This window comes from Brevundimonas sp. Leaf363 (assembly GCF_001424025.1).
Taxonomy (GTDB): domain Bacteria; phylum Pseudomonadota; class Alphaproteobacteria; order Caulobacterales; family Caulobacteraceae; genus Brevundimonas.
Genome location: NZ_LMPZ01000001.1, coordinates 429,748 through 443,181 on the forward strand (window position 1 = coordinate 429,748; position 13,434 = coordinate 443,181).

Sequence of the window (13,434 nt, forward strand, 5' to 3'; positions counted from 1 at the left end):
GGAGAAGGTCGGTAATGGGCCGTCGCAAGAGCGGCCAGGCGATCAGCGGCTGGGTCTGTCTGGACAAGCCGCTGGGCATGGGGTCGACCCAGGCGGTGTCGGCCGTCCGCCGGCTGTTCGACGCTAACAAGGCCGGGCATGCGGGGACGCTGGACCCGCTGGCGTCGGGCATCCTGCCCATCGCCCTGGGCGAGGCCACCAAGACCGTCGCCTTCATGATGGAGGCGAGGAAGGCCTATCGCTTCACCATTGAGTGGGGCGTCTCGACCGACAGCGTCGACAAGGAAGGCGCCGAGATCGGCCGCTCGGACGTGCGGCCGTCGGTGGAACAGGTGCGCGCCGCCCTGCCGGCCTTCGTGGGGGAGATCCAGCAGACCCCGCCCCGGTTCAGCGCCATCAAGGTGGACGGCCAGCGCGCCTATGACCTGGCGCGCGACGGGGTCGAGTTCGAGCTGGCGAGCCGACCGGTGACCATCCACTCGGCCGAGGTGACGGACGCGCCGGATGTGGACCACGTCGAGATCACGATCCACACCGGCAAGGGCGTCTATGTCCGCTCGCTGGCGCGCGACCTGGCGCTGACCCTGGGCGCGGAGGGGCATGTCTCGGCCCTGCGACGGCTGCGGGTCGGGCCGTTTTCGACCGAGAACAGCGTGACGCTGGATTTCCTGACCGATCTGGTGCATAGGAGCGCCGCCTCGGAAGGCTTGCTTCCCGTCGCGATCGCCCTGGACGACATCCCGGAGCTGGCCGTGACGACCGAAGACGCCTTCTCGCTTCGGCAGGGACGACCGATCGTTCTGATCCCCCGTCAGGTCGAGACGCTGATGAGCCGCCTTCGGGAGGGCTCGACAACCGTTTCGGCCTTCCAGGGCCAGACCCTCGTCGCTCTCGGTCAGGTGCGGGCCGGTCGGTATGAACCCGATCGCATCTTCAACCTCCCATAATGGAGCACACCGATGTCGATTACGCCTGAGCGTAAGTCTGAGGTCATCAACGACAACGCCCGCACCGCGGGCGACACCGGCTCGGCCGAGGTCCAGGTCGCGATCCTGTCGGAACGCATCGCCAACCTGACCGAGCACTTCAAGACCCACAAGAAGGACAACCACTCGCGCCGCGGCCTGCTCAAGATGGTCTCGCAGCGTCGTCGCCTTCTTGACCACCTGGTGAAGGTCGATCGCGAGCGTTACACCGCTCTGATCACCAAGCTGAACCTGCGCCGCTAGGCGTCGGATCGACGGAAGATTTCGAGGCGCGGGCCATGTCCGCGCCTCTTTCCGTACCTAAGCGACCGGCGCGCCGCCGTTGTATCTCGGCGCAGACGCGAGGGCTGGATACCGGTCCTCTTTGAACTCCCGGATCGATCGCGATGGCGCGGCGATCCATGGACCGAAGGACTGAACGCCCGACGCTCCGCCCCACTGATGGGACCCCGGCTGGAATACGCCCGCCGGGATACGAAAGACGAAATATGTTCGATATCAAACGCAAGACGATCGACTGGGCCGGCCGCCCGCTGACGCTGGAAACGGGCCGCATCGCCCGTCAGGCCGACGGCGCCGTCCTGGCCACCTATGGCGAGACCGTCGTCCTGGCCACCGTCGTCTATGGTCGCGCGCCCAAGCCGGGCCTGGATTTCTTCCCGCTGACCGTCAACTACCAGGAAAAGACCTTCGCGGCCGGCAAGATCCCGGGCGGCTACTTCAAGCGTGAAGGCCGTCCGACCGAGAAGGAGACCCTGGTCTCCCGCCTGATCGACCGCCCGATCCGCCCGCTGTTCGTCAAGGGCTTCAAGAACGAGACCCAGGTCGTCATCACCGTGCTGCAGCACGACATGGAGAACGACCCCGACATCGTCGGCATGGTCGCCACCTCCGCCGCCCTGACGATCTCGGGCGTGCCCTTCATGGGCCCGATCGGCGCCGCGCGCGTCGGCTACATCGACGGCGAATACGTGCTGAACCCGACGCTGGACCAACTGCCCGAGTCGCAGCTGGACCTGGTCGTCGCCGGCACCCAGGACGCCCTGATGATGGTCGAATCCGAAGCCAAGGAGCTGTCGGAAGAGATCATGCTGAACGCCCTGATGTTCGCGCATCGCGGCATGCAGCCGGTGATCGACGCCATCATCGAACTGGCCGAACACGCCGCCAAGGAGCCGTTCGACTTCCAGGCCGAGGATCACTCGGACGTCGTCACGCAGATCCAGTCGCTGGTCGGCGAGGACATCAAGGCCGCCTACACCCACGTCGCCAAGCACGCGCGTCATGAAGCCGTCGGCGCCGCCAAGAAGAAGGCCTCGGCCGCGCTGGTGAAGACCGACGAGAACCCGGATGGCGTGGACAGCGCCAAGTTCGGCACGGCCTTCAAGGAATGCGAAGCCCACGTCCTGCGTCGCGACATCATCGACAACGGTCACCGCGTCGACGGCCGCGCCCTGGACAAGGTCCGCTCGATCGTCTCGGAAGTCGGCGTCTTCCCGCGCACCCACGGTTCGGCCCTGTTCACCCGCGGTGAAACCCAGGCCATCGTCGTCGCCACCCTGGGCACCGGCGAGGACGAACAGTACGTCGACGCGCTGTCGGGGACGTACAAGGAGAAGTTCCTCCTGCACTACAACTTCCCTCCCTATTCGGTCGGTGAGACCGGCCGTATGGGCGGCGCGGGCCGTCGGGAAATCGGTCACGGCAAGCTGGCGTGGCGGGCGATCCGTCCGATGCTGCCGTCGTCGGAAGACTTCCCCTACACGATCCGTCTGGTGTCGGAGATCACCGAGTCCAACGGTTCGTCCTCGATGGCCACGGTCTGTGGTTCGTCGCTGGCGCTGATGGATGCGGGCGTGCCGCTGGTTCGTCCGGTCTCGGGCATCGCCATGGGCCTGATCCTGGAGCCGTCGGGCGAGTTCGCCATCCTGTCCGACATCCTGGGTGACGAAGATCACCTGGGCGACATGGACTTTAAGGTGGCCGGCACGCGCGAAGGCATCACCTCGCTGCAGATGGACATCAAGGTCGCGGGCATCACCGAAGAGATCATGCGCAAGGCGATCGCCCAGGCTTCGGCCGGCCGCCTGCACATCCTCGACGAGATGGACAAGGCCATCGACGGCGCCCGCACCGAGCTGGGCGAGTTCGCGCCCAAGATCGAGTCGATCAAGGTTCCGACCGACAAGATCCGCGACATCATCGGCACCGGCGGCAAGATCATCCGCGAGATCGTCGAAAAGACCGGCGCCAAGATCAACATCGAGGACGACGGCACGGTGAAGATCGCCGCCAGCGACCAGGAGAAGATCGACGCCGCCAAGAACTGGATCTCGTCGATCGTGTCCGAGCCCGAGCAAGGCACGATCTACTCGGGCAAGGTCGTGAAGGTCGTCGATTTCGGCGCCTTCGTGAACTTCTTCGGCGCCAAGGACGGCCTGGTCCACGTGTCGCAGATCGCCCTGGAACGCGTCGCCAACCCGGCCGACGTCCTGACCGAAGGCCAAGAGGTCAAGGTCAAGTTCCTGGGCATGGACGATCGCGGCAAGACCAAACTGTCGATGAAGGTCGTCGATCAGGCCACGGGTGAAGACCTGACGGACAAGATCAACGCCGAGCGCGCCGAACGCGGCGAAGCCCCGATGTCGGAAGACACCGGTGGCCGTCCGAAGCGTGAAGGCGGTGGCGGTGATCGCGGCGGCGACCGCGGCCGTCGTCGTCGCGACTAAGCGCTGACGGTTTGAGTTGAAGGAGGCCCCGCCGGAAACGGCGGGGCCTTTTTCGTTTTGGCATTGTGTCCCTCTCCCAGAGGGAGAGGGCTTGAGCGCCTGAGCGCGCAGCGATCAGTCTTGCGCGAAAGGGTGAGGGGAGCGCCACATCCTGTTGGCCGTCCATCCCTCACCCTTTCGGCTTGGCCAATCGCCTTCGGCTCTTGGAGCCTCAAGCCCTCTCCCTCTGGGAGAGGGATCAAATGAGCTGTTTCAGCGCGCGCAGACCCGGACGCGGGCGTTGGTCCAGCAGCCGTCCTGCAGCGTGACTTCGCCCAGTGCATCCCAGGCGTGGGTGTCGTCCGGATCCTGGTTCCAGCTGGCGTCCGCGACGCCCGGTCGGGTGACGGAGACGACGGCGAAGTGGGACCGGGCGGGCTTGCCGTGGGTCCAGGTGTTCAGCGTCAGGCCGCCGTCGCCCATGGGATAGACCCAGCAGCGTCCCTCCACCTGTGCGACCTCGTCCACGACCAGCAGGCAGTCGCGCTGGACCTCGGCGAGTGAGGCCGACGCGGGCGCGGGGGCTGGCACGGGAACTGGGGCAGGGGCGGGTACGGGAAGGGGCGTCGGCGCCTCGGCGGGCGGCGGGGGATCGCCGGGCTGTGGCGCTGCCGGCGGCGATCCGCAGGCGGCGAGGCTCAGCGACAGGACCGCAAGGGCGGACCAGGCGGCCGGGGGCGAGGGGCGAAGGCGGGTCATGGGCGCTCCTTTCGATGAAAGGAAAACGCCCGGCCGTTCGGTCGGGTCCGCTAGGCCTTGCACTCCGCCGGCGGGTCGTCGGCGAACAGGGCGCAGGCGCGGTCGATTTCGTCCTGGATGAGGGCGCAGGCGTTGTCGGCGTTGCACGGCGGGTGGGTCGCGGGGCTGACGGCGATGCAGCGCTCGACCAGCTTGGCCGAGGCGGCCTCGCCGATGCTGTCGCGGCAGGTGCGGTCAGCTGGGCCCAGGACATCACTGCCGGCGGGCGTGACCTCGGGCGGCGCCTCTTCCTGGGGCGGGGCGTCCGTGGGCATGACCGGGGCGGCGGCGTCATCGGCGGCCGTCTCGGTCTCGGCCGGGTCGGACGAGGGGCCGCAGGCGGTCAGGGCCAGAACGGCGCAGGCGGCGAGCAACAGGCGCATCAGCGTGTCTCCGATCGCGAAGCGGGGACGATGCGCCGGAACGCGGCGCGCCGCCAGCCCTAGCCCGCGATGGCGTGGCGCTGCAGGGTGAACAGCTCGTTGCAGCCCAGCTCGGCCAAGGCGAACAGCTGGTTGAACTCCTCCCGCGAGAATCCGCGCTTCTCGCCCGTGGCCTGGATCTCGACGATCTGGCCCGAGCCGGTCAGGACGAAGTTGCTGTCGGTCTCGGCGGTGGAATCCTCGTCGTAGTCGAGGTCCAGCACGGGCAGGTCCTTGTAGAGCCCGCACGAAACGGCGGCGACCTGGTCCAGGATGGGGTCGCCCGCCAGCAGGCCTTTTTCGCGATGCCGCTTGAGCGCCAGGGCCATGGCGACCCACGCGCCGGTGATGGAGGCTGTGCGCGTGCCGCCGTCCGCCTGGATGACGTCGCAGTCGATCAGCACCTGACGCTCGCCCAGCGCCTTCAGATCGACGACGGCGCGCAAGGACCGGCCGATCAGGCGCTGGATCTCCTGGGTGCGGCCCGACTGCTTGCCGGCGGCGGCTTCGCGACGGCCGCGCGTATGGGTGGCGCGGGGCAGCATGCCGTACTCTGCGGTAACCCAGCCCTGACCGCTGTTGCGCATCCAGCCCGGCACCTTGTCCTCGACCGAGGCGGTGACCAGCACCTTGGTATGGCCGAACGACACCAGGCACGAGCCCTCGGCGTATCGGTTGACGTCGGTTTCCAGCGTGACGGGGCGGAGCTGATCGGGCAGGCGTTCGGACGGGCGCATCGTCTTTCCTTGGAAGCGGGTGCGCGGGTGCTTATCCTGAAAGCGTGAGCCTGTATGCCCCCCATCCCCCGCCGTTCGGCGACCAGCCCGCCGGCCTGACCGTGCTGGACGAGCGCGCGCGCGACATCTTCCGCCGCATCGTCGAAAGCTATCTGCAGTCGGGCGAGCCGGTGGGGTCGCGGACGCTGTCGCGGGCGGGGATCGCCCTGTCGCCGGCGTCGATCCGAAACACCATGCAGGACCTGACGATGGCGGGGCTGCTGGCGTCGCCGCACACCTCGGCCGGGCGGGTGCCGACCCATGCGGGTCTGCGCCTGTTCGTCGACGGCCTGCTGGAGGTCGGAGACATCGGCGCGGACGAGCGGCGCGAGATCGACGGCCGTCTGGCGGGTCGGGGACGCAGTTTCGAGGACGCGCTGGACGAGGCGACCAATCTGCTGAGCGGGCTGGCGGGCGGGGCGGGCATCGTCGCCTCGCCGGTGCGCGAGGCGGGGGTCAAGCACGTGGAGTTCGTGGCCCTGGGTCACGATCAGGCGCTGGCGGTGCTGGTGGGCGACGACGGGACGGTCGAGAACCGGCTGATGCCGCTGGCCGCCGGGGTCACGCCCTCGACGCTGCAGGAGGCGTCCAACTTCCTGAACGCGCGGCTGAAGGGGCGGCCGCTGGTCGAAGCGCGCCAGGAAATGGGGCAGGAGCTGGAGGCCGCCCGGCGCGAGCTGGACACCGCCGCCGCGCGCCTGGTCGAGGACGGGGTGGCCGCCTGGTCGGGCGGCGCCGAGCGCGAACGCAGCCTGATCGTGCGCGGCCGGGCCAATCTGCTGCAGGACGCCGGGGCGCTGGAGGACCTGGAGCGCGTGCGCACCCTGTTCGACGATCTGGAGCAGAAGCAGCAGCTGATCGGCCTGCTGGACGGGGTGTCGGCGGCGCAGGGCGTGCGCATCTTCATCGGGGCGGAAACGCGCCTGTTTTCGCTTTCGGGTTCCGCCGTGATCGCGGCGCCCTATATGAGCGGCCGACAACGGGTTCTGGGCGCCATCGGCGTCATCGGACCTGCGAGACTGAACTACGCCCGCGTCATCCCGTTGGTGGACTATACCGCCCGGGTGCTGGGCCGAATGCTGGACGGAAGAGACACGTGACCCATCAAGATCAGACCGACGCCGAGCTGGAGCTGGACGGCGAGCCCGATTTCAACGCCGAGCCCGAGAACGACCTGGCCCCGCTGGACGCCGTCATCGCCGAGCGGGACGAGTGGAAGGACCGCGCGCTGCGCGCCGTGGCCGAGACCGAGAACGTCAAGCGTCGCTCGGAAACCCAGCAGAACGACGCCCGCGCCTACGCCATCCAGCGCTTCGCCCGGGACCTGCTGGGCGTGGCCGACAGCCTGGAGCGGGCGTTGCAGGCCGCGCCCAAGGAGGCCGAGGGGCCGTCCGCCAGCCTGGTGTCGGGTCTGGAGCTGATCCAGAAGAGCTTCACCCAGGCGCTGGAGAGCAACAACGTCAAACGCGTCGACCCGCAGGCGGGCGAGGCCTTCGACCCGAACCTGCATCAGGCGATGATGGAGCAACCCTCCGACACCGTTCAGGGCGGGCAGGTGATCCAGACGCTGCAGGCGGGCTATGCGCTGTTCGGCCGGGTGCTGCGCCCGGCGATGGTGGTGGTGGCGGCCAAGGGCTCCGGCGCGGCGGCGGGGACCGCCGCCTATGCGGCTCAACCGGCCGGCGACGGCGGGAATTTCGACGGGCAGGCGTAGGGTCTAAAGCTCTCCGCCCGCTGGGCGGAGACAGGCCGCGTCAGCGGCCAGAGGCGGGCCCGAAAGGTCGAGTCCGCCACTTGCCCGCCTCTGCTCGCTTCGCTCGCTGTCTCCGCCCATGAGGCGGAGAGCGAAGGCGCGCTACTTCAGCTTCCCGTCGAAGAACGCCACGGCCTTGCCCCAGGCGTCCGTGGCCGCCGCCGGGGTGTAGCTGTCGCGGTAATCCGCGTGGAAGCCGTGAGGCGCGCCATCGTAGACCTGAATCCGGCTTTCGGTCTGGCCGGCGCGCTGGAGGGCCTGGCGCATGGTTTCGACGCTGGTCAGCGGAATGCCGGTGTCCGCCCCGCCGTAGAGGCCCAGCACGGGCGCCTTCAGGTCTTCGGCCAGGTTGACGGGCCAGGGCTGGCCCGCTGCGATCTGGGCTTCGCTGGCGTCGGCCGCCGGGGCCAGGCGGCCGTACCAGGCGACGCCGGCCTTGAGCGCGGCGAAACGGGCGCAGGCCTGCCAGACCACCTTGCCGCCCCAGCACCAGCCGGTGATCCCCATGCGGTCGTCGCGCGCCCACAGCTGCTGGCTGGACCAGTCGAGCGCGGCGGACACGTCGCCCATGACCTGTTCATAGCCGGCGGCGCCGACGATCTGCATGATGCGCGACATGTCCTGGACCCGGGCGGGATCCTCGACCCGGTTGAAGAAGGCGGGCGCGACGGCGGCGTAGCCCTGCTTCGCCAGGCGGCGGCAGACGTCCATGATGTAGGCGTGGACCCCGAAGATCTCGGACGCGACGATCACGACCGGGAAGGGGCCGTCGCCGGCGGGCCGCGCCACATAGGCCGGCAGGTCGAAGCCGTCGGCGGGGCTGAGCATCACCGTTTCGGTGACCAGGCCGTCGCCGGGCGTGACGATGGGATGCGCCTCCCGGGCCAGCGCCGCCCCCGCATAGCCGGTGAACAGAAGCCCGGCCGTGGCGGCTCTGCGGGTCATGTCGGGGGTCAGGCTCATGGGGCGCTCCTGCAAGAGAGGCCGCACCATGAGCCGGGCGCGCGTCGGAAACAAGAAAGGCCCCCGGCGGGCGCCAGGGGCCTTTCGTCGCTGGGCTCGAGCGGCCCTTAGCGGGTGTAGTAGTAGTCGGCGATCTGGCACACGTTGATGCGCATGCGGGTCAGCTCCTGGCCGTTGGTGAACTCGGCCTTGAAGTCGTAGACGCAGGCGCCCGAGCCGTCGTCGATGTTGATGTTCACGCTCTGGCCCGACGCCAGGGTGCTGCGGCCTAGGATGTCCTCTTCCCAGTCGGAGGCGCGCGAGTCCGAGGCGTAGAAGCGCAGCATGGTCCAGCCGGTGTCGTTATGGATGCGGACCTGACGGTTATAGCCGTCGCGCGACTGGACGGCGGCCGGTTCGGCGGCCGAAGCGATGCCGGTCAGGCCGGCGGACAGGGCGCAGCCGAGCACGGCCGCGCGAACAAGCGTCTTGATGGTCATGGGTTTTCCCTCTCTTGGCCCCCGGTCCCCGAAGCCCCCAACGGCCGGATTACGACGTTATGGCTCAGATCGCGGACGTTCGCATCTGAAATATGCCTTTCCGAACAGGGGTCGGAGACGGCGTTTCGCAAGCCCTTGCGGCCCGGCGCCGCCTCCCCATATCCGTCGCCACGCGGAGAAACCCTGCATTCGGCAGGGCCAATCCGATCGTTTGACCAACCCGGGGGCGGTCAGGCGCGGCGCTTCGACGAAGGCCGCCGCACCGCCCGCCAAAAAGGAGCGTAGACAGGCTTATGGCCAAGATCATCGGCATCGACCTCGGCACGACCAACTCGTGCGTCGCCGTCATGGACGGCAAGAACCCCAAGGTCATCGAGAACGCGGAAGGCAACCGCACGACGCCGTCGGTCGTCGCCATCCAGGATTCCGGCGAAGTGCTGGTCGGCCAGCCGGCCAAGCGCCAGGCGGTCACCAACCCGTCGAACACCTTCTTCGCCATCAAGCGCCTGATCGGCCGCAACTTCTCCGACCCCGTCGTGGCGAAGGACAAGGGCATGGTGCCCTACGAGATCGTCAAGGGCCCCACCGGCGACGCCTGGGTGAAGGCCCACGGCAAGGACTATTCGCCCCAGCAGATCAGCGCCTTCACTCTGACCAAGATGAAGGAAGCCGCCGAGGCCTATCTGGGCGAGACGGTGACCCAGGCGGTCATCACGGTTCCCGCCTACTTCAACGACAGCCAGCGTCAGGCGACCAAGGACGCCGGCAAGATCGCCGGCCTGGAAGTGCTGCGCATCATCAACGAGCCGACGGCCGCCGCGCTGGCGTACGGGCTTGAAAAGAACGAAGGCCAGAAGATCGCGGTCTACGATCTGGGCGGCGGCACCTTCGACGTCTCGATCCTGGAGATCGGCGACGGCGTGTTCGAGGTGAAGTCGACCAACGGCGACACCTTCCTGGGCGGCGAGGACTTCGACGTGCGCCTGGCCGACTATCTGGCCGACGAGTTCAAGAAGGAGCAGGGCGTCGACCTGCGCCAGGACAAGCTGGCCCTGCAGCGCCTGCGCGAAGAGGCCGAAAAGGCCAAGAAGGAGCTCAGCTCCACCACCCAGTACGAGGTCAATCTGCCGTTCATCACCATGAACGCGACCGGCCCGCTGCACCTGAACATCAAGCTGACGCGCGCCAAGCTGGAATCGCTGGTCGAGGATCTGGTCCAGCGCACCATCGAGCCGTGCGCCAAGGCGCTGAAGGACGCGGGCCTGAAGGCCTCGGACATCGACGAAGTGGTGCTGGTCGGCGGCATGACCCGCATGCCCAAGGTCGTAGAGGCCGTGAAGGCCTTCTTCGGCAAGGAGCCGCACAAGGGCGTGAACCCTGACGAGGTCGTGGCCCTGGGCGCCGCCGTTCAGGCCGGCGTGCTGCAAGGCGACGTCAAGGACGTGCTGCTGCTGGACGTGACCCCGCTGACGCTGGGCATCGAGACCCTGGGCGGCGTGTTCACCCCGCTGATCGAACGCAACACCACCATCCCGACCAAGAAGAGCCAGGTGTTCTCCACCGCCGACGACAACCAGTCGGCCGTGACCATCCGGGTCTTCCAGGGCGAGCGCCCGATGGCCGCCGACAACAAGGTGCTGGGTCAGTTCGACCTGATGGGCATTCCGCCGGCCCCGCGCGGCATGCCGCAGATCGAGGTCGCCTTCGACATCGACGCCAACGGCATCGTCAACGTCTCGGCCAAGGACAAGGCGACCAACAAGGAACAGTCGATCCGCATCCAGGCCAACGGCGGCCTGTCGGACGCCGATATCGACAAGATGGTCAAGGAAGCCGAAGCCAACGCCTCGGCCGACAAGGCCCGCAAGGATATGGTCGAGGCCCAGAACGCGGCCGACAGCCTGATCCACTCGACCGAAAAGGCCCTGGCCGAGCATGGCGACAAGGTCGGCGAGCCCGAGAAGGCCGCCATCCAGACCGCCCTGGACGACCTGAAGTCGGCCAAGGACGGCACGGATCCGGAAGCCATCCGTGAGAAGACCAACACCCTGGTGCAGGCCTCGATGAAGCTGGGCGAGGCCATGTACGCCTCGCAGCAAGGTTCGGACGGCGCGGCTGAACAGCCGGCCGACGACGGCGTCGTGGATGCCGAGTTCGAAGACGTCACCGACCAGGACGAGAAGAAGAGCGCCTAAGTCGGTTTTTCCTCCCCACAAAGTGGGGAGGGGGACCCCGAAGGGGTGGAGGGGCGCCTCAAGCGCCGCGCGTGGGTTAGCCCCTCCACCGCAAGCGGTCCCCCTCCCGATCGACGATGGGAAGGAAAAAAGATCAAAGCCCCGCTTGTCTGCCGACGGGCGGGGCTTTTTCATGAAACTTGCATCATCGGATCGGGCGCCCATGTCAGCCCGGTCGGCCGTGAACCCAGACGCCGCTAAGGCGCGGGCGAGCGGCAGGGGTTAAGAGGACGAACGCCGCATGGCGCGTGATTATTACGAAATCCTGGAGGTCGAGCGCACCATCGACGCGCCGGGCCTGAAGGCGGCCTATCGCAAGCTGGCGATGGTGCATCACCCCGACCGCAACGGCGGCTCGGAGGAATCGGTCGCCAAGTTCAAGGAAATCTCAGAGGCCTATTCCGTCCTCTCCGACGACCAGAAGCGGGCGGCCTATGACCGGTTCGGCCATGCGGGCGTGAACGGCGGCGGGGGCGGCAATCCCTTCGGCCAGGGCGGCCAGGGCTTCGCGGACGTCAACGACATCTTCTCCCAGGTCTTCGGCGACGCCTTCGGGGACGTCTTCGGCGGTCGCCAGGGCGGACGCGGCCAGGGCGGCGCGCGACGCGGGTCGGACCTGCGATACGACCTCGAGATCAGTCTGGAGCAGGCCTATAAGGGCGCGGAGGTCGAGATCGGCGTGCCGTCGACCGCGACGTGCGACACCTGCGAAGGCTCGGGCGCCAAGCCGGGCACCAAGCCGACCACCTGCAGCACCTGCCAGGGCGCCGGGCGCATCCGCCAGGCCAACGGCTTCTTCCAGGTCGAGCGGACCTGCCCCCGCTGCGGCGGCAATGGCCAGATGATCGCCGAGCCCTGCGCCACCTGCCACGGCCACGGCCAGGTCCGTAAGACCCGCACGCTGAGCCTGAAGGTGCCGGCCGGCGTGGACGACGGATCGCGCATCCGCCTGTCGGGCGAGGGCGACGCCGGGACGCGCGGCGGCCCGCGCGGGGACCTGTACGTCTTCATCTCGGTGACGCCGCACGAGCTGTTCGAGCGGGACAATCTGGACCTGCTGGTCACCGTGCCGGTGTCGATGCCGACGGCGGCCCTGGGCGGCGAGATCGACGCGCCCTGCCTGACGTCAGAGGCCTGCGACGGACGCTGCAAGGCGGCGGTGACCGTGCCGGCGGGGTCGCAGACGGGCAAGACCGTCCGCATCCGGGGCAAGGGCATGCCGCACCTGAACGGCCGCCAGCGCGGCGATCTGGTGGTCGAACTGTTCGTCGAGACGCCGACCGACCTGACGGCGCGCCAGCGTGAGTTGCTGGAGGAACTGGCCGCCTCGCTGGGCGACACCCAAACGCCCAAGAACGCCTCGTTCGCCGGCAAGGCCAAACGCTTCTGGGCCGATATCCTGGGCCAGGACGACGCGAAAGAAACCGCGGCTTGAGCGCCCTGTTTCACGTCGGCATCTCCGGCGCGCGGGGCCGGATGGGCCGGGCCGTGTCCCAGGTGCTGGACGCGCGAGAGGACGTGGTGGTCGCGGCCCGCTTCGACTGGGGCGATCAGCCGAACCTGAGCATGTGCGACGTGGTGATCGACTTCACCACGGCCGAGGCTTCGCTGGCCCTGGCCCAGGCCTGCGCGGAGACGGGCGGACCGGCCCTGGTCATCGGCTCCACCGGCTTCACCCCCGAGCAGGAGGCGGCGCTGGCCGTCGCCGCGGAGCGGGTGGCCGTGGTCCGAAGCGGCAACTTCTCACTGGGCGTCAACATCCTGATCGGCCTGGTCGAGCACGCGGCGCTGCGGCTGGACGCGCGCGACTGGGACATCGAGGTGCTGGAGACCCATCACCGCCGCAAGATCGACGCCCCGTCGGGCACCGCCCTGATGCTGGGCGAGGCCGCCGCCAACGGACGCGGCGCCGATCTGGCGGACCTGCAGTCGCCGCCCTACGACGGGATCACCGGCGAGCGGGAACCCGGCAAGATCGGCTTCGCCGTGTCGCGGGCGGGCGGGGTGATTGGCGAGCACACGGTCACCTTCGCCGCCGAGGACGAGATCCTGCGCCTCAGCCACACCGCGCTGGACCGCAGCCTGTTCGCCAAGGGCGCGGTCGCCGCCGCCGCCTGGGTCCGCCAACGCCGCCCCGGCCTCTACGACATGCAGGATGTTCTAGGGTTCCGTCAGGCGTAGCCTGCCGGAACAGCGGCCTGACGGCCGCCGCGCTACGCTCGCGACGCGGTCGGTCGCTGCTTGAGCGCGAAGATCAGAGAAGCAGAAGCCCCGCTGCGACTGGCAACGGGGCTCCGCTTACGCTCCAGGCCGCG

13 protein-coding genes are annotated in these 13,434 nt (G+C 68.5%); 8 read left to right on the forward strand and 5 right to left on the reverse strand.

Going from position 1 to position 13,434, the window contains the following annotated elements; genetic code table 11:
• Nucleotides 1-14: 14 nt before the first annotated feature.
• The 3 genes from truB to pnp all read left to right on the forward strand — a co-directional run bounded on the left by truB (nucleotide 15) and on the right by pnp (nucleotide 3,715).
• Nucleotides 15-947, forward strand: coding sequence for a tRNA pseudouridine(55) synthase TruB (truB, locus tag ASG17_RS02110; RefSeq protein WP_056098493.1), 933 nt, complete (start codon nucleotides 15-17; stop codon nucleotides 945-947).
• Between the two features lie 12 nt (nucleotides 948-959).
• A complete protein-coding gene (rpsO, locus tag ASG17_RS02115; protein ID WP_056098495.1) occupies nucleotides 960-1,229 on the forward strand; it encodes a 30S ribosomal protein S15 in 270 nt (89 codons plus the stop codon).
• Between the two features lie 245 nt (nucleotides 1,230-1,474).
• Nucleotides 1,475-3,715, forward strand: a complete 2,241-nt coding sequence (pnp, locus tag ASG17_RS02120; protein ID WP_056098496.1) for a polyribonucleotide nucleotidyltransferase — start codon at nucleotides 1,475-1,477, stop codon at nucleotides 3,713-3,715.
• 252 nt (nucleotides 3,716-3,967) lie between these two features.
• Here pnp and ASG17_RS15620 read toward each other — a convergent pair whose 3' ends face one another.
• From ASG17_RS15620 to rph, 3 genes are read right to left on the reverse strand one after another with little or no spacing between them, the layout of a single operon-like run.
• The gene (locus ASG17_RS15620) at nucleotides 3,968-4,453 is read right to left on the reverse strand and encodes a hypothetical protein (RefSeq protein WP_200935011.1); all 486 of its coding nucleotides are present in this window, start codon (nucleotides 4,451-4,453) and stop codon (nucleotides 3,968-3,970) included.
• Between the two features lie 50 nt (nucleotides 4,454-4,503).
• Nucleotides 4,504-4,875, reverse strand: a complete 372-nt coding sequence (locus ASG17_RS02130) for a hypothetical protein (RefSeq protein WP_056098499.1) — start codon at nucleotides 4,873-4,875, stop codon at nucleotides 4,504-4,506.
• A 59-nt stretch (nucleotides 4,876-4,934) separates the two neighbouring features.
• Complete coding sequence (rph, locus tag ASG17_RS02135; protein WP_056098501.1) at nucleotides 4,935-5,651, reverse strand: ribonuclease PH; 717 nt, start codon at nucleotides 5,649-5,651, stop codon at nucleotides 4,935-4,937.
• Nucleotides 5,652-5,701: 50 nt separating this feature from the next.
• On the opposite strand from rph, the gene hrcA reads away from it, so the two are divergent.
• Both hrcA and grpE read left to right on the forward strand, forming a co-directional pair.
• The gene (gene hrcA / locus ASG17_RS02140; RefSeq protein WP_056098994.1) at nucleotides 5,702-6,790 is read left to right on the forward strand and encodes a heat-inducible transcriptional repressor HrcA; all 1,089 of its coding nucleotides are present in this window, start codon (nucleotides 5,702-5,704) and stop codon (nucleotides 6,788-6,790) included.
• Nucleotides 6,787-7,404, forward strand: coding sequence for a nucleotide exchange factor GrpE (grpE, locus tag ASG17_RS02145; protein ID WP_056098502.1), 618 nt, complete (start codon nucleotides 6,787-6,789; stop codon nucleotides 7,402-7,404). The genes hrcA and grpE overlap by 4 nt, the downstream gene beginning before the upstream one ends.
• A 141-nt stretch (nucleotides 7,405-7,545) precedes the next feature.
• Here the strand turns inward: grpE and ASG17_RS02150 are convergent, their stop codons facing one another.
• Both ASG17_RS02150 and ASG17_RS02155 read right to left on the reverse strand, forming a co-directional pair.
• Nucleotides 7,546-8,406, reverse strand: a complete 861-nt coding sequence (locus ASG17_RS02150) for a dienelactone hydrolase family protein (protein ID WP_235560336.1) — start codon at nucleotides 8,404-8,406, stop codon at nucleotides 7,546-7,548.
• 107 nt (nucleotides 8,407-8,513) lie between these two features.
• Entirely contained in the window at nucleotides 8,514-8,885 is a 372-nt protein-coding gene (locus ASG17_RS02155) for a hypothetical protein (RefSeq protein WP_056098504.1), read from the reverse strand.
• Between the two features lie 293 nt (nucleotides 8,886-9,178).
• Between ASG17_RS02155 and dnaK the strand changes: the two genes are divergently transcribed.
• The 3 genes from dnaK (at nucleotide 9,179) to dapB (ending at nucleotide 13,300) form a co-directional block, all read left to right on the forward strand.
• Nucleotides 9,179-11,080, forward strand: a complete 1,902-nt coding sequence (gene dnaK, locus ASG17_RS02160) for a molecular chaperone DnaK (RefSeq protein ID WP_056098506.1) — start codon at nucleotides 9,179-9,181, stop codon at nucleotides 11,078-11,080.
• A 280-nt stretch (nucleotides 11,081-11,360) separates the two neighbouring features.
• Nucleotides 11,361-12,554 (forward strand): molecular chaperone DnaJ, encoded by a 1,194-nt coding sequence (gene dnaJ, locus ASG17_RS02165; protein WP_056098508.1) that lies wholly within the window; start codon nucleotides 11,361-11,363, stop codon nucleotides 12,552-12,554.
• Nucleotides 12,551-13,300 carry a 4-hydroxy-tetrahydrodipicolinate reductase gene (dapB, locus tag ASG17_RS02170; protein ID WP_056098510.1) on the forward strand — a complete coding sequence of 250 codons (750 nt, stop codon included), beginning with the start codon at nucleotides 12,551-12,553 and terminating at the stop codon, nucleotides 13,298-13,300. Before dnaJ ends, dapB begins: the two co-directional genes overlap by 4 nt.
• Nucleotides 13,301-13,434 lie beyond the last annotated feature (134 nt).

Bases quoted from the DNA above. Each gene is read 5' to 3' on its own strand.
- truB (WP_056098493.1), top strand. From the start codon at position 15: ATGGGCCGTCGCAAGAGCGGCCAGGCGATCAGCGGCTGGGTCTGTCTG.
- rpsO (WP_056098495.1), top strand. From the start codon at position 960: ATGTCGATTACGCCTGAGCGTAAGTCTGAGGTCATCAACGACAACGCC.
- pnp (WP_056098496.1), top strand. From the start codon at position 1,475: ATGTTCGATATCAAACGCAAGACGATCGACTGGGCCGGCCGCCCGCTG.
- ASG17_RS15620 (WP_200935011.1), bottom strand. From the start codon at position 4,453: ATGACCCGCCTTCGCCCCTCGCCCCCGGCCGCCTGGTCCGCCCTTGCG.
- ASG17_RS02130 (WP_056098499.1), bottom strand. From the start codon at position 4,875: ATGCGCCTGTTGCTCGCCGCCTGCGCCGTTCTGGCCCTGACCGCCTGC.
- rph (WP_056098501.1), bottom strand. From the start codon at position 5,651: ATGCGCCCGTCCGAACGCCTGCCCGATCAGCTCCGCCCCGTCACGCTG.
- ASG17_RS02150 (WP_235560336.1), bottom strand. From the start codon at position 8,406: ATGAGCCTGACCCCCGACATGACCCGCAGAGCCGCCACGGCCGGGCTT.
- ASG17_RS02155 (WP_056098504.1), bottom strand. From the start codon at position 8,885: ATGACCATCAAGACGCTTGTTCGCGCGGCCGTGCTCGGCTGCGCCCTG.
- dnaK (WP_056098506.1), top strand. From the start codon at position 9,179: ATGGCCAAGATCATCGGCATCGACCTCGGCACGACCAACTCGTGCGTC.
- dnaJ (WP_056098508.1), top strand. From the start codon at position 11,361: ATGGCGCGTGATTATTACGAAATCCTGGAGGTCGAGCGCACCATCGAC.